Source organism: Pseudomonas sp. P9_2 (assembly GCF_034008255.1).
Lineage (GTDB): Bacteria > Pseudomonadota > Gammaproteobacteria > Pseudomonadales > Pseudomonadaceae > Aquipseudomonas > Aquipseudomonas synxantha_A.
Map to the genome: position 1 here is coordinate 1,538,442 of NZ_CP125376.1, position 23,537 is coordinate 1,561,978.

Genomic DNA, 23,537 nt, shown 5'->3' on the forward strand with positions numbered 1-23,537 from the left:
GCCAGTGAAGTCAGTTAACAATGGACCTCACTCGCCAGGAAGCTTGTTATGCGTCGCCTGTTACTCGCCTGCCTGCTTCTAGGATCGGCACACACCTTTGCCTTCGACCGTCAGCAAGTCGAGGGCTACACCTTGCCCAACGGCCTGCAGCTGCTGCTCAAACCGGGCACCGAACGCGGGCACGTGGCCATCCGCCTGGTGGTCGGCGTGGGCCTGGATGACTTCGGTTGCGAAGACAAAGAGCTTCCCCACCTGTTCGAACACCTGCTGTTCAGCGGCATCGACGGCGGTGGCGAAGGCGACCTCGAAGACCGCATGCAAGCGTTGGGCGGCGAATGGAACGCCTACACCAGCAACGCCGACACTACATTCGTCATCGAGGCCCCCGCGCACAACCAGCGCAAGGTGCTGGACCTGCTGCTGGCAATCCTGACCCGCACGCAGTTGACCGATGCCAATATCAACGCCGCCAAGCAGGTGGTCGAGCGCGAAGACGGCGGCCATTATTCGCACCTGCAACGTTTGCTGGATCGCCAGGACCTGGGCCACAGCGCCAGCAACCAATTGGCCGTCGAGTTGGGGCTCAAATGCGCCGAACGCGCGCAGGTCGGCCACCTGACCCGCGATCAGTTGGAGAAACTGCGCAAAGCCTGGTACGCGCCCAACAACATGACCCTGATCGTCGTCGGCGATCTGGACAAGCTGCTGCCAGCCTACCTGGAACGCACCTACGGCCAGCTCGACCCGGTAGACCCAAGCGAGCATCGCCCGCTGCCGCAGATCCAGCACACCGCCGCCACCCAGCGCGACCTGGTCCATGGCTGGGTCGGCGATGGCGCCAAACTGCACTGGCTGTTCCCCGAGCCGGTGCTGGACGACCAGCATGACGAAACCTACGACCTGCTCAAGGATTATCTCGATTGGGCGCTGTATCGACAGCTGCGTCTGAAGCACGGTTTGTCCTACGGCCCTTGGAGCGAACGCGAAGTGCTCGGCGGCGTAGGCTTCCTGAGCCTGAACGCCGACCTCGAACGGGAAAATCTCCCTGAAGCCGAGCAAGTCTTGCAAGACCTCAAGGCACAACTGCTCAAGGACGGAATCGACCCGAAGGTGTTCACTCGCCTGCAGCAGGCTGCCATTGCCCGCCAAGCCTGGGCGGTACAGGGCAACAGTGCGCTGGCCGATTATTACTGGAGTGCCGCCGGCGACTACGCTGACGGCCGTTTCAGCGACCCGGTCAAGCGCATCAAGGCAGTGAGCCTTTCGCAAACCAACCAGGCCATGCGCGAGGTCTTCAAGCAACCGGGCTACTGGCGCATCGAAAAGCCGTTGTTGAGCTATGACGCCCTGACCTGGATAGGTGCGGGCGTGCTTGGGCTCATCGCCATAGTGTTGATTGGCATTCGGCGTTATCGCCAACGGATCGTGGAATGAAGCACCGGGCCCAGCGCTAAGACGTTATTCTGTCTGGGATTTTTTCCTACAAAGACTGCGAACCGCCGAATGCCAAACCTGACCCATCTAATCCAGCGCATCCTCGAACTGATCAAGCGCTACCCAGGGGTAATTGCACTCGGCGGTTTTATCTCGGGTGTGGGCAGCTTTATCCTGGTGGACCGCCAGCAAGGCATGGCCAGCTGGATCGCCGTCATCATGCTGGTCAGTTGGTTGTGGCTGATGCTGGAAAACAGCTTCACCCAACTGTTTGCCAAGCTCTTCAAGCGCGAGATCCCGGAACCGCTGCTGCGCTATGCCACGCAGATGATCCACCAGGAAAGCCTGTTCTTTGTCCTGCCCTTCTTTTTCGTCACCACCGCCTGGAACAGCGGCCAGTCGTTGTTCACCGGCCTGCTCGGCGCGGCGGCACTGGTGTCGATCATCGACCCGTTGTACTACAAGTGGCTGGCGCCCAAGCGCTCGCTGTTCCTGGCCCTGCACACCCTGACCTTGTTCGCCGCATTGCTCACCGCGCTGCCCATCATCATGCACCTGACCACTGCCCAGAGTTACAAGCTGGCACTCGGTGTGGCCATGGCGCTGTCGATCCCGAGCCTGGCGGTCAGCCTGCCGCTGCGCAGCCTCAAAGGCTGGGCGATGCTGCTGGGGGTCACGGCGGCGATCGGTTGCGCCGGCTGGTTCCTGCGCAGCTGGGTGCCGCCGGCCACCCTGTGGATGACCGAAGTCGCCATCAGCACCCAACTGCAGGATCGCACCCCGGGCGATGACCTCAAGGAGGTCACCGCCGACCAGTTGCGCAGCGGTGGCCTCTACGCCTATACCGCAATCAACGCCCCACGCGGGCTGGATGAGCGGATCTACCATGTGTGGAAATTCAACGGCAAGGAAGTCGACCGCATTGCTCTGGATATCCACGGTGGGCGCAAGGAGGGCTATCGCGCCTGGACGCACAAGCAGAATTTCCCGGGCGACGCAGCGGGGCGCTGGCAAGTGCAGGTCCTCACCGAGGACGGCCAGGTGATCGGCGTCTTGCGCTTCAAGGTGATCGACACAGCACAAGCGGACAACCCAAAGTAGGTCAGATCGTGCTATTACGTAGCCATTGTGGATAGCCAAACAAGCTCGGAGCTTATGACCACTCGCACGACCGCCGGCGCAGCCCATCTTGATACGTCCAGCACCCCGCCCTCACTGCGGATTACTGGCGACTGGACGCTTGCCCACTACGCCAACCTGAAAAAGCTGTCGGACACACTCGACGGCCAATACGACGCCGGCGCCCGCATCGACCTTAACGGCCTCGGTGCGCTGGATACCGCCGGCGCGTCACTGCTGGTCGAGCTGCTGGGCCCCGACCGCATCCAGCACTGCGCCGAGCAGACCGATTGCAGCCTGTCGGCCGCCGACCGGGCGCTGCTCAAGACGGTCTACCGCTCCCTCAATGATTTTTGCGTCCCGCTCAAAGAGCCGGAAGAAAGCGCTGGCATCCAGGTGCTGGCCCGTATCGGCCGCGCGGTGGACACCGTCTGGCAAGACGCCAAGAAACTCCTGGGTTTTATTGGCCTGATCCTTGAGACCTTCGTCCGCGGGATGTTTCGACCCAAGCGCTGGCGCCTTACGCCGATGGTCGCCCATATCGAACAGACCGGTCTCGATGCCGCACCTATCGTGGCCCTCCTGACCTTTCTGGTGGGCGCGGTGGTGGCGTTTCTTGGCGCCACCGTGCTCAAGAGTTTTGGCGCAACGATTTTTACCGTGGACCTGGTGGCGTTCTCTTTCCTGCGCGAATTCGGCGTGCTGCTCACCGCGATCCTGATCGCTGGCCGTACCGCCAGTGCGTTCACGGCACAAATCGGCTCAATGAAGGCCAACGAAGAAATCGACGCCATCCGCACCCTGGGCCTGGACCCGATGGAGCTGCTGGTGTTGCCGCGGGTTCTGGCGCTACTGGTGGCGCTGCCGATGCTGACTTTCCTGGCGATGCTCTCGGGGATTGTCGGCGGCGGCGTGGTGTGTGCCGTGGCACTGGATATCTCACCAGCGATGTTCCTCTCGCTGCTGCAATCGGACATTGGCGTGCAGCACTTTTTGGTGGGCATGGTGAAGGCACCGATCTTCGCTTTCCTGATCGCGGCCATTGGTTGCCTGGAAGGCTTCAAGGTCAGCGGCAGCGCCGAATCAGTCGGCGCGCACACCACATCCAGTGTGGTGCAGTCGATTTTTGTGGTGATCGTGCTGGATGCGGTCGCCGCGATGTTCTTCATGGAGATGGGCTGGTGAGTCGTCTACACCGTACGCCCACTGAGGCGGTTATTGAGGTACGCGGCCTGTGCAACCGCTTTGGTAGCCAGAGCGTGCATGAAAACCTCGACCTGGATTTATACAAAGGCGAGATTCTGGCAGTGGTCGGCGGCTCCGGCAGCGGCAAGTCGGTGCTGCTGCGCAGCATCGTCGGCCTGCGTCGGCCCAGCGAAGGTGAGGTGCGGGTGTTCGGCAAGAACCTGCCGAGCCTGTCTGAGCACGAACGCTCGCTGGTGGAGCGGCGCTTTGGTGTGCTGTTCCAGAAGGGCGCGCTGTTTTCCTCGCTGACCGTTACCGAGAACGTTGCCCTGCCATTGATCGAACATGCCGGCCTCAGTCGCGCCGACGCCGAGCACTTGGCGGCAGTCAAGCTGGCCCTGGCCGGGCTACCCCTGTCAGCGGCCGACAAATACCCGGCTTCGTTGTCCGGCGGCATGATCAAGCGCGCGGCCCTGGCCCGTGCGCTGGCACTGGACCCGGACATCCTGTTTCTCGATGAACCCACCGCTGGCCTCGATCCGATTGGCGCAGCGCAGTTCGACCAACTGATCCTGACCCTGCGCGATGCGTTGGGCTTGAGCGTGTTCCTGGTCACCCACGACCTCGACACGCTGTACACCATCACCGACCGCGTGGCGGTGCTGGCGCAGAAGAAAGTGTTGGTGGCCGACGCCATCGATGTCGTCTCGGAAACCGACGACGCCTGGATTCACGAATATTTCCACGGCCCCCGGGGCCGCGCGGCGTTGGATGCCGCTCAATCGCTCAACGAGGTATGACATGGAAACCCGAGCCCATCATGTGATGATCGGACTGTTCAGCGTAATTGTGGTGGTCGGGGCCATGCTCTTTGGCCTATGGCTGGCCAAATCCAGCGTCGACAGCGCCTTCCAGGATTACGAAGTGATCTTCAACGAGGCGGTCAGCGGCCTGTCCCAGGGCAGTGCGGTGCAGTACAGCGGGATCAAGGTGGGCGACGTCACCAGCCTACGCCTGGACCCCAAAGACCCGCGTCGCGTCCTCGCCCGCATCCGCCTGGCCGGGCAGACGCCGATCAAGGAAGACACCCAGGCCAAGCTGGCGCTGACCGGCATCACCGGCACCTCGATCATCCAGCTCAGCGGCGGTACCCCGCAGAGCCCGGAACTCAAGGGCAAGAACGGCAACCTGCCGGAAATCATCGCGTCCCCATCGCCCATCGCGCGCCTGCTCAATAACAGCAACGACCTGATGACCAGCGTCAACCTGCTGCTGCACAACGCCAACCACATGTTCTCCCGGGAAAACGTCGAACGCTTGAGCAACACCCTGGATAACCTGCAACAAACCACTGGTGCCATCGCCGAGCAACGCGGCGACATCAAGGTGGTGATGCAGCAATTGATGCAGGTGAGCAAACAGGCGGGTGCCGCGCTGGAGCAAACCACCGTGTTGATGCGCAGCGCCAATGGCCTGCTCAACGAGCAAGGCAAGCAAGCCTTTGGCAGCGCCGAGCAGGCGATGAAATCCCTGGAACAAAGCACCGCCACCATCAACAGCTTGCTGACCAACAACCAGGACTCGGTGAACAGCGGTATGCAGGGCCTCAACGAACTGGCGCCAGCGGTGCGTGAGCTGCGTGAAACCCTCGGTTCGCTGCGCGCCATCTCCCGTCGCCTGGAAGCCAACCCCAGCGGTTACCTGCTGGGCAGTGACAAGAACAAGGAGTTCACGCCATGAAGCGTGCTTACCTGATGATCGCCCCTGTGGCCCTCGCATTGCTCAGCGCCTGCTCGATTCTGCCCAAGCCTGACCCGTCAGACGTGTACCGCCTGGCCTCCACTCAACCAACCACCCAAGGCACGCCGGTGAGTTGGTCGCTGCGCGTAGCCAAACCCCAGACCAGCGAGTTTCTCGACAGTCCACGCATTGCCGTGGTGCCTGACGGCAACCTGATCAGCAGCTATGCGAACTCACGCTGGAGCGACCCGGCGCCGGTACTCTTACGCAACCGCCTGCTGGACGGCTTCCAACGCGATGGACGGGTAACGCTGCTGAGTACGGACGAGACCAACCTGCAAGCCGACTATGAGTTGGGCGGGCAGTTGCAAGCGTTTCAAAGTGAATACCGGGGTGACGCGGTGGAGGTGGTGATTCGCCTGGATGCGCGTTTGGTGCGCGGCAGCGATCAGCGGATTATTGCCAGCCGGCGGTTTGAAGTGAGGCAGCCGGTGAGTGACGCCAAGGTGCCAGCGGTGGTGGCTGCTTTTGGCCAGGCCGGGGATCAGTTGAATAAGCAGGTGGTGGATTGGGTAGTGGCGCAGGGCAATACAGCACCTAGACGCTGAGGGCCTCATCGCAGGCAAGCCAGCTCCCACTTTTGAATGTATTCACAAATCAAAATCTGGGAGGGGGCTTGCCCCCGATAGCAATCTAAGGCTTAACCGAAGAACCAGTAGCACACCGCAATAGCCGCCACGACACCGGCAAACTCCGCCAGCAACGCACAGCCCACCGCATGTCGCGCGCGCTGGATGCCCACCGAACCAAAGTACACCGCCAACACATAGAAGGTGGTCTCAGTACTGCCCTGTATTGTCGCCGCCACCAAGGCCGGGAAGCTGTCCACGCCCTGGGTCTGCATGGTCTCGATCAGCATCGCCCGCGCCGCACTGCCGGAGAACGGCTTGACCATCGCAGTCGGCAGCGCGTCGACAAACCGTGTATCCATGCCCGTCCAGGCCACCACATGGCGAATCCCTTCCAGGCCGAAGTCCAACGCGCCCGAGGCCCGCAACACGCCCACCGCACACAGCATCGCCACAAGGTAGGGCAACAGGTTCTTGGCCACGTCGAAGCCTTCCTTGGCCCCTTCGACGAAGGCCTCGTATACCTTGACCTTGCGCAACGCGCCGATCACCAGAAACAGCATGATCAGGCCAAACAACGTGAGGTTGCCCAGGATCGAGGATAAACCGGCCAGCGCCGTGGCCGAGAGTGTCGCCAGCAGCGCCATGAAGCCGCCCAGCACCAACGCGCCAGGAATCAGATAAGCCAGCACCACCGGGTCCCACAACCGCAGGCGTTGCATCACCGCCACCGACAGCAGGCCCACCAGGGTCGATGCGCTGGTGGCCAGCAGGATCGGCAGGAACACCAGCGTCGGGTCGGCGGCGCCTTGCTGGGCGCGGTACATGAAGATGGTCACCGGCAACAGGGTCAGCGAGGACGCATTGAGCACCAGGAACAGGATCTGCGCGTTGCTCGCCGTGTTGGGGATGGGGTTGAGTTCCTGCAAGGCCTTCATGGCTTTCAGGCCGATGGGCGTGGCGGCGTTGTCCAGGCCCAAACCGTTGGCGGCGAAGTTGAGGGTGATCAGGCCGATGGCCGGGTGACCGGCAGGCACTTCCGGCATCAGCCTTCGAAACAGCGGGCCGAGCGCCTTGGCCAGCCAATCGACGATCCCGGCTTTTTCAGCGATGCGCAAAAAGCCCAGCCACAAGGTCAGGGTGCCGAACAGCAGCACCATGACTTCCACCGACAATTTGGCCATGGCGAAAATGCTTTCGACCATTGCCGCAAAAATCCCGGCGTTACCGCCCACCAGCCATTGCGCCAGTGCTGACACCATTGCCACGACAAAGAAGCCAAGCCACAGGCCATTTAGCATCAGTTGAATCCCCCGAAAGATGGGGCGAATGATAGCGGGGCTGACAGAAACGACAAACCCCGGAATTATCCGGGGTTCGTGTCAGCGCAATCGTGCTATCAGCCGCGAGTGGTCTCGCCGGCCGGCAACGCTTCCTTGCTGCGCCAGTGCGGCAGGGAGTTCCAGTAGCGCTCGCCCTTGGCGTCGTCGTACATGCCTTCCCAACGGGAGATGACCAATACGGCCAAGGCATTGCCGATCACGTTCAGTGCGGTACGCGCCATGTCCATCACACGGTCGACACCGGCGATAAATGCCAAGCCTTCCAGCGGGATGCCCACGCTGCCCAGGGTAGCCAGCAACACTACAAAGGACACACCCGGCACGCCGGCGATACCTTTGGAGGTCACCATCAGGGTCAGGACCAGCATCAGTTGCTGGCCGATCGACAGGTCGATGCCATACAGCTGGGCAATAAAGATTGCCGCGATGCTCTGGTACAGGGTCGAACCGTCGAGGTTGAACGAATAACCGGTCGGCACCACGAAGCTGCAGATCGCCTTCGGCGCGCCGTAGGCTTCCATCTTCTCGATCACCCGGGGCAGCACGGTTTCGGAACTGGCGGTGGAGTAAGCCAGTACCAGCTCATCCTTGAAGATGCGCATCACTTTCAGGATCGAGAAGCCAAACAGACGGGCGATCAGGCCCAGTACCGCGAAGGCGAAGAACAGGATGGCGACGTAAACCAGGATCACCAGCTTGGCCAGCGGCAGCAAGGAGGCAAAGCCGAAGTTGGCGACGGTCACCGCGATCAGGGCAAACACGCCGATAGGGGCGTACTTCATGATCATGTGAGTGACTTTGAACATGCTCTCGGACACGCCCTGGAACATCGTCACCAGCGGCTCGCGCAGCTCAGGCTTGAGGCTCGACAAGCCCAGGCCGAACAGCACCGAGAAGAAGATGATCGGCAGCATTTCACCACGGGCAACCGCCGCGAAGATGTTCGATGGGATCAGGTTGAGGATGGTTTCGATGAACGCATGTTCGTGCTGCACCTCGGCGGCGGTCGCCTGGTACTTGGAGATGTCGACGGTACCCAGGGTACTCATGTCGATGCCGGCGCCCGGGTGGAACAGGTTGGCCAGCAGCAGGCCAACCACGATGGCGATGGTAGTGACCACTTCGAAGTAAAGGATGGTTTTGACGCCGATGCGACCGAGCTTTTTCGCGTCACCCACACCGGCAATGCCGACGATCAGCGAGGAAATCACAATCGGGATCACGATCATCTTGATCAGGCGGATAAAGATATCGCCTGCCGGCTGCAATACATTGCTGATCCACCAGGCCTTTTCAGCACTGAAATGGTTGAGCACTGCACCGATTGCGATCCCCAGTACCAAACCGATGAGGATCTGCCAGGCGAGGCTTAGCTTTGCCTTCTTCATGTCATTACCCTTACTTCAAGTGGACTTATGGCAAATGCGCCAGCTGCAACGCTCGAAAGCGAAAAAGTGTGTGCATCAGCCTCCATGGAAGGTCACCGCAGCGTGGCCGAAATGGCTTACTGGTAGGCGAAAAAAGGCGCAACTATTCCCATGCAAGGGAGCGACGTCTAATGCCGTAAACGCCTACCCTATGCCGAATCGGCATGGCTTTTTTTGAAAATAATTGTCCAAACGGTCAGTTCGAATACGCCATTCAGGCGGGTGAATATGCCGTGAGGCGGCCAAATCAGGCTCGCTCAGTGATGCTGAACGACTTGCAACGTTTGGCAGAAATGCGTGAGAAATCCACCACCTAGCACCGGAAATGTCCTATGGCGCGTATGAAAATTTCTCGATAGATGGTCGCCTCGACATACCCGGTAATGGTTGGCGAGAGGCAAAAAGCAAAATTGCGACTATGAGAGGCATAAAGCGAGAGCCATGAAGCGAGAGCCAAGCGCGGGCATGAGAGTCGTAAGCCCGCCGCAAGTTCAGCAAGCTTGAGGACTTGTGAACTTGCGTCGCAGCTTTTCGCCTGACCCGGCCCTTTCGCAGGCACTCCCTGTACCCGTAGGTCACGCCGATCTTGATCGATCAGAGCAACCCGGCCCCCTGGTCATGCACCACCCTTGGCGAGTGATGCAAACAGAAAGAAGCGCAGGGGCTTCTTTCTATGGACGCTGGCTCCGTCTCAGACGGAACCTAGTACCAATTCGGATCTTTCTTCAGTTGTTCCATCAACAGCTTTTGCATGCCTTCATCCGGCTTACCGAGGAAACGGTAATCAGCATGCCGTGTCGGGGACTTGTCGGCCGGCAAACCGGCTGGGACTTCCACCAACATCGCGTAGGCATCTTCCTTATCGAAACTGAAGGCCACAATGAGGCGCTTGTTCAAGCAGGTATCCGCAGTTTCGCAAAGGGGGCCCACCAGATACTTGTCACCGTCCTCTTCAACAGCATTCATTTGTTCGGCCGTACCCGACAGGTTCATGACCCATTCCGGCAGGCGCTGTTCTTTCTTCACCACGTCTTGCCAAGTCTCACGGTACTGCGGGTCCGCGCTGAGCAATTCGTTAGCCCGGGACTGACCGTCATTGGCGGCCGACGCCAGGCTGCTGCCGCCCAAGAGCAGGGCGGCAGCAATGGCTTTAAAGGGCAGAGTGGTCATATTCAACCTCGGCCTTTACGACCAAAGAAGAACGAAGCAATGAACATCACCAGGAAGACGACAAACAGGATCTTGGCGATGCCGGTGGCGGTGCCAGCGATACCACCGAAGCCCAGGACTGCAGCGACAATGGCGATGATCAGAAATGTGATTGCCCAACTCAACATGGTGATTCTCCTTATGCTTCTATAGGGGTAACAGCGGTAGTGCCGTGCAGTCGCTCAACACAAGCGACTTGTTCTTGCCTAGAACACCCAGCGCTCTTGAGCAGGCAGTTCGTCCAGAGTGGAATCCTGATCGACCAAGCTCAATTGCGGGGCAGTTACATTAGCGCTGGCGCTGCCAATGGAACGGAAATGGGTCTGGGTCATGACCGGACGCTCAAATTGCGGGGCTGGCTGCTCACTCTGCTGCCAGTGCTGCATCTGCTGGCCGGCAATCAACGTGACCATCAAGGCCAGGCTGGCAAAAAGGCCCTGCTGCATACGCAGCGGCGATACACGCAATTGGCTGAGGCTTTGGCGAGTCATGCTGCTGTTCTCCCGCATTCTGATTATTCGTTCATGACACTCTTGGGAGGAATATTGCAGACTGCGTGCCAGCTTTATTGCAAAATAAAACACAATAAAATCAATATGTTATGTGGCGCGCAAGGATGTAGCACCCAGCATCCTGCACGATGCCTCTTTAGATGCCGTGCGAAATGCACGATGGCCAGTGGTCGGGTCAGAGGATCGAAAGCGCACGCTCAGTTGCCTAAGTCGCGATAACGCACAAGAAGGCCATCAGCCGGCGCTTTGTAGGAAGGCGTGTAGATACCTACACGAAGATGCCTTTTATGAATCAGAATAAACCATGCAACTTGCCCGATTATTCCGGGACTAAACACCATCTTATTTAATAGTTAAGGAGCGCGGGACAGATGGATTCAGCCAAGGAGCTTCAAGGCCGCATTCTTTTAGTGGATGACGAATCCGCAATCCTCCGCACGTTCCGTTATTGCCTGGAAGACGAGGGCTACACCGTTGCCACCGCCAACAGCGCCGCCCAGGCCGATGCCCTGATGCAGCGCCAGGTGTTCGACCTGTGCTTTCTGGACTTGCGCCTGGGCGAGGACAACGGCCTGGATGTACTCGCGCAGATGCGTATCCAGGCTCCGTGGATGCGTGTGGTGATCGTCACGGCCCACTCCGCCGTGGATACCGCCGTGGACGCAATCCAGGCCGGTGCCGCCGACTACCTGGTCAAACCCTGCAGTCCGGACCAATTGCGCCTGGCCACCGCCAAGCAACTGGAAGTGCGCCAGCTCTCTGCGCGACTGGAGGCCCTGGAAGGCGCAGTGCGCCAGCCCAAGGATGGCCTCGACTCTCACAGCCCATCGATGATGGTGGTACTGGAAACTGCGCGCCAGGTGGCCGGGACCGATGCAAACATCTTGATCCTTGGCGAGTCCGGCACCGGTAAAGGTGAGCTGGCCCGTGCCATTCACGGCTGGAGCAAACGCGCCAAGAAGTCTTGCGTGACCATCAACTGCCCGTCACTGACCGCCGAGCTGATGGAGAGCGAACTGTTCGGCCATAGTCGCGGCGCGTTCACCGGCGCCAGTGAAAGCACCTTGGGACGCGTTAACCAGGCTGACGGCGGCACGTTGTTTCTCGACGAGATCGGCGATTTTCCCCTCACGTTACAACCAAAGCTGCTGCGCTTCATTCAGGATAAGGAATATGAGCGTGTGGGCGACCCAGTCACCCGCCGCGCCGACGTGCGCATCCTCGCCGCCACCAACCTGAACCTGGAAGACATGGTGCGCGACGGCCGCTTCCGGGAAGACTTGCTGTACCGCCTCAATGTCATCACCCTGCACCTGCCGCCGCTGCGCGAACGCAGTGAAGACATCCTTACCCTGGCTGACCGCTTCCTGGCACGCTTCGTCAAGGAATACGCCCGCCCCGCGCGCGGCTTCAGTGATCAGGCCCGTGAAGCGCTGCTCAACTATCGCTGGCCCGGCAACATTCGCGAGCTGCGTAACGTAGTGGAGCGCGCCAGCATCATCTGCCCTCAGGAGAAGGTAGAGATCAGCCATTTGGGGATGGCCGAGCAACCGACCAACAACGCGCCCCGTATCGGCGCGGCGTTGAGCCTGGACGAGCTCGAAAAAGCCCATATCGGCGCCGTCCTCGCCACCAGTGACACGCTGGATCAAGCAGCTCGCACCCTCGGAATCGACGCGTCGACCCTGTACCGCAAACGCAAACAGTACAACCTGTGAGCAGGACCTTATGAAGCTCGCGATGAAACTGCGCACTCGATTATTTCTGAGCATTTCAGCGCTGATCACCGTGGCCTTGCTGGGATTGATCCTGGGCTTGGTCAGCGTCATGCAAATGGCCAAGACCCAGGAATCGCTGATTCGCAGTAACTTCATCACCCTGGACCTGGGACTCAAATTGCGTCAGAGCCTGGGCGACCAGCTGATCATGATGCTGGAGAAACGACCCGACCCTGAGGCCCTGAGGGCCTCCAAGCAGCATTATTTCGACCTGCTGGACCAAGGCGTCGCCCATGAGCAGTCGATCGGTAAAAGCCATGGCTTTGGCCAGGCCCGCTCCGACTATCAGAACCTGCTCGAAGCGTTCGACCAATCCCAGCAGGAAACACCGCCGCCGGGCAGCAAGGAAAAAATCACTGAAACCTTCAACATACTGCGCAACGGACTGATTGCCGATCACAAGCAGGCACTGGAGAACATTAGCGCCAGCGAGCACAAGTCCCGTGAGCGCGCGTTATTGATTGCAGGGCTGCTCGGGTTGGTGGGACTGGCAGTGTTGATCATTGGCTTTGTCACGGCCCATGGCATCGCGCGGCGTTTTGGCGGACCGATCGAGGCACTGGCCAAAGCCGCCGACAAGATCGGACAGGGCGATTTTGAAGTGACGCTGCCTATCTCCTCAGCAGCGGAAATGAATCAGCTGACCCGCCGTTTCGGCATCATGGCCGAAGCATTGCGCCAGCATCAGGCCACCAATGTCGATGAACTGCTGGCCGGCCAACAGCGTCTGCAAGCCGTGCTCGACAGTATTGATGACGGCCTGCTTATGATTGATCGGCAGGGCTGCCTGGAGCACCTCAACCCGGTTGCACAGCGCCAACTGGGCTGGGACGAAGAGCGCCTCGGTCAGGGCCTGGGCGAAGCTCTGGGTCGTGCAGAGATGGATGAACAACTGCAACTGGTGCTGCGCGGCGGCAACCTGGAGCGGGCGCCGGATGATCTGGAAGTGGAAGTCGAGGGCGAACTGCGCCTGCTGACCTACAGCCTGACCCCTGTGAGCCATACACAGGGTCATATTCTGGGGGCTGTGATGGTGCTGCATGACGTTACCGAACAGCGCGCCTTCGAACGAGTGCGTAGCGAGTTCGTGTTACGCGCCTCTCATGAACTGCGCACGCCGGTGACCGGCATGCATATGGCCTTCGGCCTGTTTCGCGAGCGCGCGAAGTTCCCGGCAGACTCCCGTGAAGCGGACCTGCTGGATACGGTCAACGAAGAAATGCAGCGCCTGATGCAGTTGATCAACGACTTGCTCAACTTCTCGCGCTACCAGAACGGCCTGCAAAAACTCACCCTGGGGGCCTGCGATGTCACCGACCTTCTGGAACACGCACGGGCGCGATTTGCCGAACCCGCCAATGCGCAGCACATTGAGTTGCTGGTGGAAGCCCAGCCGGAGTTGCCGCGACTGTATGCCGACCAGGTGCAACTGGAGCGCGTGCTCGACAATTTGCTCGGCAACGCGTTGCGCCACACCGCCGAAGGCGGGCAGATTCGCCTGCAGGCACGGCGTCATGGCGAACGGGTGATTATCAGTGTTGAAGACAACGGCGAAGGTATCGCCTATGGCCAGCAAGGGCGAATCTTCGAACCCTTTGTGCAGGTGGGTCGCAAGAAAGGCGGCGCGGGCCTGGGGCTGGCCCTGTGCAAGGAGATCGTGCAGTTGCACGGCGGCCGCATGGGCGTGTATTCACGGCCGGGGCAGGGTACGCAGTTCTATATGGCATTACCGTTATAGGAGCGAGCTTGCTCGCCCCTACATCTACACAATCAGCGCTGGTTCAAGGCCCGCAGGATCGCAGCACTTTCAGCATCCGGAGTGCCATCAAACAATGAAGGGCGGAAGCGCATCTGGAAGGCGGCGATCACGTGCCGCGTGGCCACATCCAGCTCCCCGGTCTGCGGCGTCTGATAGCCCAGGCGAGCGAGTTCTTCCTGGAACCAGGTGATGCTCGGCAGCTGAGCGCCGTACTGCACCTGGAACCGGGCCACGGCCTGTGCATCCGGCCAGACGGCCAGACCTTCTGCGGCCAGACGCTTCCAGGGAAACAGCGGCCCCGGGTCCAGCTTGCGCAGTGGGGCAATGTCGCTATGCCCGATGATGTTCTTGGGTTCGATACCGTTACGCTTGCTGATGTCCTTGAGCAGCACGATCAGCGACTGCACCTGCGCTTCGGAATACGGGTACCACACACGCCCTGTGGGCGTATCACGGAACCCAGGGTTGACGATTTCGATGCCGATGGAGCTGGAATTGAGCCAGGTGCGCCCCATCCACTCGCTTTCCCCCGCGTGCCAGGCACGCTGGCTTTCATCCACCAGCTTGTAGATGGTGCCTGAGGCGTCGTCGCCGATCAGGTAATGGCTGCTCACCTGGCCATGGGTCAGCAACGCCAGCGAGCGCTCAAGGTTGGTAGAGGTGTAATGCACGACAACGAACTGCACGCGGTTGTCGTGGTTCACCGAAGGGTGGCTGGTATTCAGCCGCGGGCCGCTGGCGCAACCGGCGAGCAGGAGAAACACAAAAGCAATAGACAAGGATTTCATGGCAGGAGCAGTACACTGAGAGACGATAATGCAACAGTGTAACGTAACGTAATTAGCCCGGCGGTCAAATTACAAAATGGAACATCTTTTATGCCCCCTGCACTTGATTGCGTCCCGCTGCCTTGGCCCTGTAAAGCGCTTCATCGGCTCGCTTTAGGGCCAAGTCGCTGCGCTCGCCAGGTTGAAACTGTGCTACGCCCATGGACACCGTGATCGTCACCGGCTCGCCCTTGAAGTGGAACGGGCATGCCTCGATGGCCGCGCGCAATCCTTGAGCGACAGCCAAAGCATCCGCCAAGGCTGAGTCGGGCATCAGCAGCACAAACTCCTCACCGCCGAAACGCGCGATGAAGTCGGTGGGCCGCAGGCGCTTGCTCAGCACGTTGGCGATGATCTTGAGTACCTTGTCGCCCGCCAGATGACCGTAGCCATCATTGATGCGTTTGAAATGATCCAGGTCGAGCATCGCCAGCGACAGGCTGTTGCCGCGTTGATGCCAGGCGTTGACCTCGTGATCAAGGCGTTCGCTCCACGCTGCCCGGTTGGGCAGACCGGTCAGCGGATCGAGCAAGGCCTTCTGGCGCTGTACTTCCAGGTGCTCACGGTAGCCCTGGGCTTCCTGCTCCATGTTGGCCACTCGCTCAGCCAGGGTTTTGAGGCGCGCCGCCACTTCCTGCTCACGTTGGTCACGCTGCTGCTGATGCTCGTCCATGGTACCGAGCAAGCCTTCGAGATGGCTTTCGAGTACCTGCTTGAGGCTGTTCAGATCGGCGGCTTCCTGCACGCTGCTTTGCAACCCGTCGACCTGTTCACGAATCTGCGTATCCAGCTCCCGCGCGGCCAGGCTGCTATCGGCATGGCCCTCGCTGGCAACCTGCAGGTGGCCCTGAAATGCCTCAAGGCGCTCGTTGAGTTGCTTGAGATAAGCCTCGAACTCGTGCTGGCCACTGTCGGTGATCGCCAGCATCAGCACCGCCAGGTCATCCAGGATCGGGATCAGTTCGTACCAATTCAAGCCGTGGGCAAGCCGTTCGCGCATGGCTTCGGCCTGGGGCCGGTGACGTTCAGGCAGGGACAGGTCTTCCAACAAGCCCAGTAACGTATCTTCAATGTGCTTGGCCACCGAGCTGTAGGACGGCTCAGGCGAGTCGGGCAGGGCGTATATCCCATCGGACTGCAGTTCGTCGGGCTCGGGAATTTCCAGCACCGGCGGGAGAGACAGGCTACCTATGCTGGTTTGATCCGGCGCGTCGACTTCAACCTGCGGCGCTTCAATAAAGGCGGCGAGCGCGCTTTCAGGGGCCGGCTCTTCTAACGGCGGCTCAGGGGCCTGCGCAGGTGAAACAATCGGGGCCGCTGGAGGCGGTGCCTCGAATGCGAAGGTGTCGCGGGCCGCTTCCACCGGGGCCGGCGCTACCGGTTCCGATGCGGGAGCGATGGCCGTTTGTGGTTGCGGTGCAAAGGCACGCAAGGCCTGGGTCAACTCTTCGGACTGTACGGGCTCCTGCGGCTCGGGCGAAGGTGGCGGCGCAGCGGGCTTTGACGGCGCCACCTGTGCGGTGGGCAGTGGCGCAGCGTCAACCTGCGGCGCATCACTTGATGCCTCCTTACTGCCAAACAGGCGCTGCAGCAGCCCAGGACCTGCGCGCGAGGCTTCGCTTTCAGGCTCCAGATTATTCAGCGCTTGCCCTTGCAGGCTGCTTAGCTCACTGAGCAACAGCGGTATCTCCCGCGCTTGGCCGACGCGGCTATCGAGCTGTTTGGCAAAGGCTTTCAGCGGGCGGGCCACCTCACGGGGCAACGCAAGCTTTTGCAGCTGGGCAACCAGGGCCGTGAGTGCGGTGCTGATCTGGTCAACCCGGGTTTCGCGGCGCTGCTCGGAATCCAGCACAGCCTTTTCCAGGCGCGGCAACAGCGCGGCGAGGGCTGCGTCCATGTCGTCCGTACGCACCACATCACGCATTTCTTTCATGCATTGATCAACGGCGCGGTCAGTTCCTTCAGCCGCCAGCGTGCTGCGTACCAGGCCGCGGCGCAGCAGGTCGAGGCGGGCGGCCCAGCGGCGTTCGAGCTTGTCTTGTTGCTCTATGCTCTTGAGGTATTTCTCTTTCCAGCGCTGGGCGTCGTCGCTCATGCAAGAGGTCCGCGAGGGCCTGGGCTCAACGCGGGTAATGCATCAGCGGTAAGCGAACCCGGCAGACGAATCTCTACCGCGACGGGCAGGTGATCGGAAATGGGCTGCGCCAGCACTCGCACACTTTCCAGTGTAAGGCTCGGGCTGAGCAGGATGTGGTCAAGGCAGCGCTGCGGGCGCCAGCTGGGAAATGTGGCTTCGACTTGCGGGGCCAACAGGCCCAGGTCGCGCAGCGGGGAATTCTGCAACAGGTCGTTGGCATGGGTGTTCATGTCCCCCATCAACACCTGGTGCTTGTAGTTACCAATCAGGTCACGCACATAGGCAAGCTGCAGGTTGCGGGTACGCCCACCGAGTGCCAGGTGCATCATCACCACCACCAAGGCTTCAGGACCTTCACCGAAACGCACGAGGATCGCACCGCGGCCTTTCGGCCCCGGCAACGGGTGATCCTCGATGGCGGTCGGCTTCAAGCGGCTGAGCACACCATTACTGTGCTGTGCCAGGCGCCCCAGGTTGCGGTTGAGCTGCTGATACCAGTACGGGAACGCGCCGAGCTGGGCAAGATGCTCCACCTGGTTGATGTAGCCCGAGCGCAGGCTACCGCCGTCAGCCTCCTGCAAGGCGACCAGGTCGAAGTCGCTGAGCAGGTCGCCGATCTTTTGCAGGTTACCGGTACGCCCCTTGTGCGGTAGAACGTGCTGCCAGCCACGGGTGAGGTAGTGCCGGTATTTCTCGGTACTGTTGCCCACCTGAATGTTGAAGCTGAGCAGGCGCAAGCGGCTGTCTGCCGGCAGGCCCGTGGCTTGCAGGTGGTGTTCGTTGACCTGCGGCTCGTGCAAGCCAACGACGCGTTCGGTACCCCAGCGGCGCATGGCGGGCCCCTTACTTGGCTGCGCGTTCTTTGGCGATCAGTTGGTCGGCAACATTGAGGACCGCTTCAGGACCACCGGCAGTGCCCAGGTCGAAACGGTACTTGCCGTTGACGATCAGGGTTGGAACGCCTTGCACACCGTACTTCTGCGCGAGTTCCTTGGCCTGCTTGATCTGGCCCTGGATGGCGAAGGATTTGAACGTTGCCAGGAACTTGTCCTTGTCCACGCCCTGGGTGGCGACGAAGTCAGCCATTTCGTCCGGCTTGGTCAGGCGCTTGCCCTGTTTCTGGATCGCTTCGAAAACAGCGTTGTGTACTTTGTGTTCCACGCCCATGGCTTCGAGGGTCAGGAACAGTTGGCCGTGGGCATCCCATGGGCCACCGAACATGGCGGGAAGGCGACGGAAGTTAACGTCCTTGGGCAGTTTTTCAACCCATGGGTTGATGGTCGGCTCAAAAGCGTAGCAATGCGGGCAGCCATACCAGAACAGCTCCACCACTTCGATTTTGCCGGGTACCGACACCGGTACAGGGTTAGCCAATTCAACGTAGGTTTTACCGGCTTCAAGCGGCACATCGGCTGCTTGCGCGGTCATGCCGAAGAGGCTGGCAGTGACGAGAGCGGCGCTGAGGATCAGATTACGCATGCTTTACTCCTGGACAAATAAAGTCGCCTCACGCGACCTTTGTTGTGACAGGTCTACGCGGGCATGAGTTCGTTAGTGTAACGGCAGCGGCCACAAAAAAGGGCGGCCTGAGCCACCCTTTTTATGCTTGCATCGCGGGATTAATCGAGCGTTAACGTCGAGCCCGGTCAGTGCAGGCCCTGGATATAACTGGAGAGGGCTGCGATGTCTTCGTCGCTCAGCTTACGAGCGATGGTGCGCATGGTCATTGCATCGCCATCATTGGCCCGGCCGGCTTCTTCTTTACGGAAGTCAGTCAACTGCTTGGCGATGTAGGTGGCGTGCTGGCCGCTCAGGTGCGGGAAGCCAGCGGCGGCGTTGCCTGCGCCATTTGGCGAGTGGCAACCGGTGCAGGCTGGCAAGCCTTTTTCCAGGTCACCGCCACGGAACAGCTTTTCTCCGCGAGCGACCAATTTAGGATCAGCAGCTCCCACACTGCCTTTCTGGCTGGCAAAATACGCCGCGAGGTCCGCCAGGTCCTGATCGTTGAGATTGGTCAGCATGCCGGTCATTTCCAGCACTGTGCGCTTGCCGTCCTTGATGTCGTGCATCTGCTTGCTCAGGTAACGTTCACCCTGGCCGGCCAGTTTGGGGAAGTTCGGCGCCGGGCTGTTGCCATCCGGCCCGTGGCAGGCACCACATACGGCGGCTTTCGCTTGACCGGCAGTGGCATCACCTTTGACGGGGCCCTCTGCAGCGACGGCAGCGCCTGTGATGCCCAAGGTCAACAGCAGACTCACGATCAGTTTGTTCATCAGCTAATCCAACTACGGCTAAGGGTTTAAGAGTTATCTACCGGGTTTACTCACCGCCAACTCAATGACGGCCTGGTAATCCTCAGTACTGCAGTCCATGCACAAACCACGCGGCGGCATTGCCTTGAAACCCTGGGTCACGCGCTGCATCAGCGTGACCACACAAACACGGTTGTACAGCGCTTGTGGATCCTGTGTAGCCTGAGCGCCATAAAGCGGGTTCAGGACACCAAAAGCGGCAACCATTGAGGCCATACATCGACCTTTTCAGGGTTTGAGAGCGTTTTGCGTTCTAATGCGCAATAAAGGTCTTTCGCTCCCGTGAGCTTCATCCTTCGCTGGGACAAAGCACACACAAAATCTGCGGCATTATATACTGGCGCTACTGAAACGGAAACGACACCGCTTGCCGCACCCTTTTTCGGCACCGCCCACATCGGAAATCTCATGCAACTCAAGAATCCCATCCTCGGCCTGTGCCAACAGTCCACGTTCATGCTCAGCGCCGCCAAAGTGGACCAATGCCCCGATGACGAGGGCTTTGAAGTCGCCTTTGCCGGCCGCTCCAACGCTGGCAAATCCAGCGCACTGAACACCTTGACCCACGCCAGCCTGGCGCGCACCTCGAAAACCCCGGGTCGCACGCAACTGCTCAATTTCTTCAAGCTAGACGATGATCGGCGTCTGGTCGACCTGCCGGGCTACGGTTATGCAAAAGTACCTATCCCGCTGAAGCTGCACTGGCAGCGTCACCTTGAGGCTTACCTGGGTGGCCGGGAGAGTTTGAAGGGTCTGATTCTGATGATGGACATCCGCCATCCGATGACTGACTTCGACCTGCTGATGCTCGACTGGGCCGTCGCCAGCGGCATGCCGATGCACATCCTGCTGACCAAGGCCGACAAGCTCACCTACGGCGCAGCCAAGAACACGCTGCTCAAAGTGCAGTCCGACATCCGTAAGGGCTGGGGCGATACGATCACTATCCAGCTGTTCTCGGCGCCGAAGCGCATGGGCCTGGAAGAGGCTTACACCGTGCTGGCCGGCTGGATGGAATTGGCGGACAAAGGCGCAGAAGCTACCGAGTAACTTTTCTGCGGGCAAAAAAAACCCCGGACTTCGTATGGGGAGGGAAGTTCGGGGTCCAAGTTCCGGACCGCTAGGGCGGGGTCCAGATATCTGCCAACACTTAACACAACATAGGAGCATTGAAGGGCTTCACCACCCATTCAGTAACTCTGAGTGGCAGTTCACAGGTTAAGTTCCGGCAGCTCCAAAAAACTATTGGAAATAACTGACGGCGATTTGCGCTCTAAAGCACTGCGCCAGCACCCTCGGTGTTGGCGCAGCTCTGCAATCAGTGCGCTTCGTCCCAGTTATCGCCCACGCCCACATCCACCACCAACGGTACGTCCAGTTGGGCTGCAGCACTCATATGTTCGCGAATCTTCTCGCTGACTTGTGGGACCAGGTCCTCACGTACCTCCAGCACCAATTCGTCGTGCACTTGCAGGATTACCTTGGCATCCAGGCCCGACTCGGTCAGCCAGTTATCCACCTGCACCATGGCTTTCTTGATGATGTCCGCCGCCGTGCCCTGCATGGGCGCGTTAATGGCTGTGCGCTCTGCCGCAGCGCGCTCCTGAGGCTTGTTGGAGTTGATATCCGGCAAGTACAGGCGCCGCCCGAAGAAGGTTTCCACATAGCCTTGGTCCGCTGCCTGGGCACGCGTGCGCTCCATGTATTCGCGAACACCTGGATAGCGGGCGAAGTACACATCGATGTAGGCCTTGGCGGTCTTGGTATCGACGCCGATGTCCTTGCCGAGCTTCTGGGCACCCATGCCGTAGATCAGGCCGAAGTTGATCGCCTTGGCACTGCGGCGCTGGTTGGACGTGACTTCAGCCAGCTCAACCTTGAATACCTCGGCAGCCGTGGCGGTGTGCACGTCCAGATCGTTTCGGAAGGCGTTCATCAGCCCTTCGTCCTTGGACAGGTGCGCCATGATCCGCAGCTCGATCTGGGAATAGTCCGCCGCCAGCAGCTTGTAGCCCTTGGGCGCGACAAACGCCTGGCGAATCCGCCGCCCTTCGGCGGTGCGCACCGGGATGTTCTGCAGGTTCGGATCGCTGGAGGACAAGCGCCCGGTTGCCGCTACCGCCTGATGGTAAGACGTATGAATGCGCCCGGTGCGAGGGTTGATCTGCTCCGGAAGGCGGTCGGTGTAGGTACTTTTGAGCTTGCTCATGCTGCGGTACTGCATCAGCACCTTGGGCAACGGAAAATCATCTTCGGCCAGTTTGGCCAGCACTTCTTCGGCGGTGGAAGCCTGCCCCTTGCCGGTCTTTTTCAACACCGGCATCCCCAGCTTCTCGTAGAGAATCGCCCCAAGCTGCTTGGGTGAGCCAAGGTTGAATTCTTCACCGGCGATCTCGAAGGCCTGGCGCTCCAGCTCGACCATCTTGTTACCCAGCTCGATGCTCTGGATGCCCAGCAGCTCCTTGTCCACCAATGCGCCCTGGCGCTCGATGCGTGCCAGTACCGGCACCAACGGCATCTCGATATCCGTCAGCACACTGGCCAGGCTCGGGATCGCGGCCAGCTTTGCGTGCAGCTCCTGATGCAGGCGCAAGGTCACATCGGCATCTTCGGCCGCGTAAGGGCCAGCCTGTTCAAGGGCAATCTGGTCGAATGTCAGCTGCTTGGCGCCCTTGCCGGCAATGTCCTGGAAGCTGACCGTGTCGTGGTCCAGATACTTTTTCGCCAGGCTGTCCATGTCATGGCGGGTCGCCGTGGAGTTCAGCACGTAGGATTCGAGCATGGTGTCGAAGGCGATGCCACGCACAGTGATGCCCTGTGCAGGGTCGCCACCGATGGCGCAGTTGGCGAGGATGTTCATATCGAACTTGGCGTGCTGGCCAACCTTGAGTTTGGTCGGGTCTTCCAGCAGCGGTTTCAAGGCCAGCAGCACGGTGTCCCGATCCAATTGATCCGGCGCGCCGATATAGGAATGGGTCAGCGGGATGTAGGCGGCTTCATGGGGCTGCACAGCAAACGAGACCCCAACCAATTGCGCCTGTTGAGCGTCAATGCCGGTGGTTTCGGTATCAAAGGCAAACAACGGCGCATCGTTGAGTTTTTTCAGCCACACGTCGAAGGTGGCCTGGTCCAGGACGGTGGTGTAAACCGCCTCTACCGGTACCGATATAACGGCCTCGACCGGCGTTTCGGCGGCAGGTGCAACCTCGCTCGCCGACTTGAGCTCCACACGCTTGGCATCGCGCTGGATCTCGTCGTACCAGCTCTTGAACTCAAGCAGCGTGTACAGCTCCAGCAGCTTTTCGCGATCCGGCTCGATCAGGTGCAGGTCATCCAGGCCCACGTCCAGTGGCACATCGATCTTGATCGTCGCCAACTGATAGGACAGGAATGCCATCTCCTTGTGCTCTTCAAGCTTGGCTGGCAGGGTTTTGGCCCCGCGGATAGGCAGCGTCGGCACAATATCCAGCTGCTCATAAAGCTCTTTGAGGCCGCCATTCACTCCCACCAACAAGCCCGAGGCGGTCTTCGGCCCAATACCCGGGACGCCTGGGATGTTGTCGGACGAATCGCCCATCAACGCCAGATAGTCGATGATCTGCTCGGGAGCGACGCCGAATTTCTCCTTTACGCCCTCAACGTCCATCGAGCTACCGGTCATGGTGTTGACCAAGGTAATGTGCCCGTCCACCAGCTGTGCCATGTCTTTATCGCCGGTCGAAATCACCACCGGGCGGCTGGCGGCCGCGCTGCTGCGGGCCAGGGTGCCGATCACGTCGTCAGCCTCGACGCCTTCGACGCACAGCAACGGGAAGCCCAGGGCGATCACGCTTTGATGGAGCGGCTCGATTTGCAGGCGCATGTCATCGGGCATACTCGGGCGGTTGGCCTTGTACTCGGCGTACATCTCATCGCGAAAGGTCCCACCCTTGGCGTCGAACACCACCGCGAACGGGCTGTCCGGGTACTGCTTGCGCAGGCTTTTGAGCATGTTCAACACGCCCTTGACCGCACCGGTCGGCAGGCCTTTGGAGGTGGTCAACGGTGGCAGCGCGTGGAAGGCGCGGTACAGATAAGAAGAACCGTCCACCAGGACGAGGGGCGCTTGGCTCATGAGCAGGATCAA

Annotated in this window: 20 protein-coding genes; 9 read left to right on the forward strand and 11 right to left on the reverse strand. The window is 60.2% G+C overall.

The window, feature by feature from the left end; all coding sequences use genetic code 11:
• The first annotated feature begins 48 nt into the window (after window positions 1-48).
• The 6 genes from QMK52_RS06640 to QMK52_RS06665 all read left to right on the forward strand — a co-directional run bounded on the left by QMK52_RS06640 (window position 49) and on the right by QMK52_RS06665 (window position 6,086).
• Window positions 49-1,434 carry a pitrilysin family protein gene (locus QMK52_RS06640; protein WP_320403946.1) on the forward strand — a complete coding sequence of 462 codons (1,386 nt, stop codon included), beginning with the start codon at window positions 49-51 and terminating at the stop codon, window positions 1,432-1,434.
• Between the two features lie 69 nt (window positions 1,435-1,503).
• A complete protein-coding gene (locus QMK52_RS06645; protein WP_005783485.1) occupies window positions 1,504-2,535 on the forward strand; it encodes a DUF5924 family protein in 1,032 nt (343 codons plus the stop codon).
• Between the two features lie 54 nt (window positions 2,536-2,589).
• Window positions 2,590-3,738 (forward strand): MlaE family ABC transporter permease, encoded by a 1,149-nt coding sequence (locus tag QMK52_RS06650; protein ID WP_032878538.1) that lies wholly within the window; start codon window positions 2,590-2,592, stop codon window positions 3,736-3,738.
• The gene (locus QMK52_RS06655) at window positions 3,735-4,538 is read left to right on the forward strand and encodes an ABC transporter ATP-binding protein (RefSeq protein ID WP_122732780.1); all 804 of its coding nucleotides are present in this window, start codon (window positions 3,735-3,737) and stop codon (window positions 4,536-4,538) included. Before QMK52_RS06650 ends, QMK52_RS06655 begins: the two co-directional genes overlap by 4 nt.
• Before the next feature lies 1 nt (window position 4,539).
• Window positions 4,540-5,478 carry an MlaD family protein gene (locus QMK52_RS06660; protein ID WP_005783479.1) on the forward strand — a complete coding sequence of 313 codons (939 nt, stop codon included), beginning with the start codon at window positions 4,540-4,542 and terminating at the stop codon, window positions 5,476-5,478.
• Window positions 5,475-6,086, forward strand: a complete 612-nt coding sequence (locus QMK52_RS06665; protein WP_194439688.1) for an ABC-type transport auxiliary lipoprotein family protein — start codon at window positions 5,475-5,477, stop codon at window positions 6,084-6,086. The genes QMK52_RS06660 and QMK52_RS06665 overlap by 4 nt, the downstream gene beginning before the upstream one ends.
• 92 nt (window positions 6,087-6,178) lie before the next feature.
• Here the strand turns inward: QMK52_RS06665 and QMK52_RS06670 are convergent, their stop codons facing one another.
• From QMK52_RS06670 to QMK52_RS06690, 5 genes are all read right to left on the reverse strand, one after another.
• Window positions 6,179-7,408, reverse strand: a complete 1,230-nt coding sequence (locus QMK52_RS06670) for a nucleoside recognition domain-containing protein (RefSeq protein WP_005783476.1) — start codon at window positions 7,406-7,408, stop codon at window positions 6,179-6,181.
• Window positions 7,409-7,506: 98 nt separating this feature from the next.
• Window positions 7,507-8,838 (reverse strand): glutamate/aspartate:proton symporter GltP, encoded by a 1,332-nt coding sequence (gene gltP, locus QMK52_RS06675; protein WP_005783475.1) that lies wholly within the window; start codon window positions 8,836-8,838, stop codon window positions 7,507-7,509.
• A gap of 741 nt (window positions 8,839-9,579) precedes the next feature.
• Window positions 9,580-10,047 carry an inhibitor of vertebrate lysozyme family protein gene (locus tag QMK52_RS06680; RefSeq protein ID WP_005783473.1) on the reverse strand — a complete coding sequence of 156 codons (468 nt, stop codon included), beginning with the start codon at window positions 10,045-10,047 and terminating at the stop codon, window positions 9,580-9,582.
• Window positions 10,048-10,049: 2 nt separating this feature from the next.
• Window positions 10,050-10,214, reverse strand: a complete 165-nt coding sequence (locus tag QMK52_RS06685; protein WP_003187386.1) for a DUF1328 domain-containing protein — start codon at window positions 10,212-10,214, stop codon at window positions 10,050-10,052.
• A 78-nt stretch (window positions 10,215-10,292) separates the two neighbouring features.
• Complete coding sequence (locus QMK52_RS06690) at window positions 10,293-10,577, reverse strand: hypothetical protein (RefSeq protein WP_005783470.1); 285 nt, start codon at window positions 10,575-10,577, stop codon at window positions 10,293-10,295.
• A 392-nt stretch (window positions 10,578-10,969) separates the two neighbouring features.
• Between QMK52_RS06690 and algB the strand changes: the two genes are divergently transcribed.
• Entirely contained in the window at window positions 10,970-12,316 is a 1,347-nt protein-coding gene (gene algB, locus QMK52_RS06695; RefSeq protein WP_005783468.1) for a sigma-54-dependent response regulator transcription factor AlgB, read from the forward strand.
• A gap of 10 nt (window positions 12,317-12,326) precedes the next feature.
• On the forward strand, window positions 12,327-14,114 hold the full coding sequence (locus QMK52_RS06700; RefSeq protein WP_005783466.1) for an ATP-binding protein: 1,788 nt from the start codon (window positions 12,327-12,329) through the stop codon (window positions 14,112-14,114).
• A gap of 32 nt (window positions 14,115-14,146) precedes the next feature.
• Here QMK52_RS06700 and QMK52_RS06705 read toward each other — a convergent pair whose 3' ends face one another.
• The 5 genes from QMK52_RS06705 to QMK52_RS06725 form a co-directional block, all read right to left on the reverse strand.
• Window positions 14,147-14,923: an N-acetylmuramoyl-L-alanine amidase gene (locus QMK52_RS06705; protein WP_005783464.1), complete on the reverse strand. Its 777-nt coding sequence runs from the start codon at window positions 14,921-14,923 to the stop codon at window positions 14,147-14,149.
• A gap of 88 nt (window positions 14,924-15,011) precedes the next feature.
• Window positions 15,012-17,057, reverse strand: a complete 2,046-nt coding sequence (locus QMK52_RS06710; RefSeq protein ID WP_320403947.1) for a GGDEF domain-containing protein — start codon at window positions 17,055-17,057, stop codon at window positions 15,012-15,014.
• Window positions 17,054-17,932 carry an endonuclease/exonuclease/phosphatase family protein gene (locus tag QMK52_RS06715; RefSeq protein ID WP_005783460.1) on the reverse strand — a complete coding sequence of 293 codons (879 nt, stop codon included), beginning with the start codon at window positions 17,930-17,932 and terminating at the stop codon, window positions 17,054-17,056. The genes QMK52_RS06710 and QMK52_RS06715 overlap by 4 nt, the downstream gene beginning before the upstream one ends.
• A 10-nt stretch (window positions 17,933-17,942) precedes the next feature.
• Window positions 17,943-18,578, reverse strand: a complete 636-nt coding sequence (gene dsbA, locus QMK52_RS06720; RefSeq protein WP_320403948.1) for a thiol:disulfide interchange protein DsbA — start codon at window positions 18,576-18,578, stop codon at window positions 17,943-17,945.
• A 167-nt stretch (window positions 18,579-18,745) separates the two neighbouring features.
• On the reverse strand, window positions 18,746-19,372 hold the full coding sequence (locus QMK52_RS06725; protein WP_005783455.1) for a c-type cytochrome: 627 nt from the start codon (window positions 19,370-19,372) through the stop codon (window positions 18,746-18,748).
• Window positions 19,373-19,819: 447 nt separating this feature from the next.
• Here QMK52_RS06725 and yihA point away from each other — a divergent pair, with 447 nt between their 5' ends.
• Window positions 19,820-20,461, forward strand: coding sequence for a ribosome biogenesis GTP-binding protein YihA/YsxC (gene yihA, locus QMK52_RS06735; protein ID WP_005783451.1), 642 nt, complete (start codon window positions 19,820-19,822; stop codon window positions 20,459-20,461).
• Window positions 20,462-20,729: 268 nt separating this feature from the next.
• On the opposite strand, the gene polA is transcribed toward yihA, so the two are convergent.
• Window positions 20,730-23,525: a DNA polymerase I gene (gene polA, locus QMK52_RS06740; RefSeq protein ID WP_005783450.1), complete on the reverse strand. Its 2,796-nt coding sequence runs from the start codon at window positions 23,523-23,525 to the stop codon at window positions 20,730-20,732.
• Window positions 23,526-23,537: the final 12 nt, after the last annotated feature.

What these genes read in the sequence shown, in the direction of transcription:
- QMK52_RS06680 (WP_005783473.1), bottom strand. Translation starts at nt 10,047, where the DNA reads ATGACCACTCTGCCCTTTAAAGCCATTGCTGCCGCCCTGCTCTTGGGC.
- QMK52_RS06710 (WP_320403947.1), bottom strand. Translation starts at nt 17,057, where the DNA reads ATGAGCGACGACGCCCAGCGCTGGAAAGAGAAATACCTCAAGAGCATA.
- QMK52_RS06670 (WP_005783476.1), bottom strand. Translation starts at nt 7,408, where the DNA reads ATGCTAAATGGCCTGTGGCTTGGCTTCTTTGTCGTGGCAATGGTGTCA.
- QMK52_RS06640 (WP_320403946.1), top strand. Translation starts at nt 49, where the DNA reads ATGCGTCGCCTGTTACTCGCCTGCCTGCTTCTAGGATCGGCACACACC.
- QMK52_RS06705 (WP_005783464.1), bottom strand. Translation starts at nt 14,923, where the DNA reads ATGAAATCCTTGTCTATTGCTTTTGTGTTTCTCCTGCTCGCCGGTTGC.
- QMK52_RS06660 (WP_005783479.1), top strand. Translation starts at nt 4,540, where the DNA reads ATGGAAACCCGAGCCCATCATGTGATGATCGGACTGTTCAGCGTAATT.
- dsbA (WP_320403948.1), bottom strand. Translation starts at nt 18,578, where the DNA reads ATGCGTAATCTGATCCTCAGCGCCGCTCTCGTCACTGCCAGCCTCTTC.
- QMK52_RS06665 (WP_194439688.1), top strand. Translation starts at nt 5,475, where the DNA reads ATGAAGCGTGCTTACCTGATGATCGCCCCTGTGGCCCTCGCATTGCTC.
- QMK52_RS06690 (WP_005783470.1), bottom strand. Translation starts at nt 10,577, where the DNA reads ATGACTCGCCAAAGCCTCAGCCAATTGCGTGTATCGCCGCTGCGTATG.
- QMK52_RS06650 (WP_032878538.1), top strand. Translation starts at nt 2,590, where the DNA reads ATGACCACTCGCACGACCGCCGGCGCAGCCCATCTTGATACGTCCAGC.
- polA (WP_005783450.1), bottom strand. Translation starts at nt 23,525, where the DNA reads ATGAGCCAAGCGCCCCTCGTCCTGGTGGACGGTTCTTCTTATCTGTAC.
- QMK52_RS06685 (WP_003187386.1), bottom strand. Translation starts at nt 10,214, where the DNA reads ATGTTGAGTTGGGCAATCACATTTCTGATCATCGCCATTGTCGCTGCA.
- algB (WP_005783468.1), top strand. Translation starts at nt 10,970, where the DNA reads ATGGATTCAGCCAAGGAGCTTCAAGGCCGCATTCTTTTAGTGGATGAC.
- yihA (WP_005783451.1), top strand. Translation starts at nt 19,820, where the DNA reads ATGCAACTCAAGAATCCCATCCTCGGCCTGTGCCAACAGTCCACGTTC.
- QMK52_RS06700 (WP_005783466.1), top strand. Translation starts at nt 12,327, where the DNA reads ATGAAGCTCGCGATGAAACTGCGCACTCGATTATTTCTGAGCATTTCA.
- gltP (WP_005783475.1), bottom strand. Translation starts at nt 8,838, where the DNA reads ATGAAGAAGGCAAAGCTAAGCCTCGCCTGGCAGATCCTCATCGGTTTG.
- QMK52_RS06715 (WP_005783460.1), bottom strand. Translation starts at nt 17,932, where the DNA reads ATGCGCCGCTGGGGTACCGAACGCGTCGTTGGCTTGCACGAGCCGCAG.
- QMK52_RS06725 (WP_005783455.1), bottom strand. Translation starts at nt 19,372, where the DNA reads ATGAACAAACTGATCGTGAGTCTGCTGTTGACCTTGGGCATCACAGGC.
- QMK52_RS06645 (WP_005783485.1), top strand. Translation starts at nt 1,504, where the DNA reads ATGCCAAACCTGACCCATCTAATCCAGCGCATCCTCGAACTGATCAAG.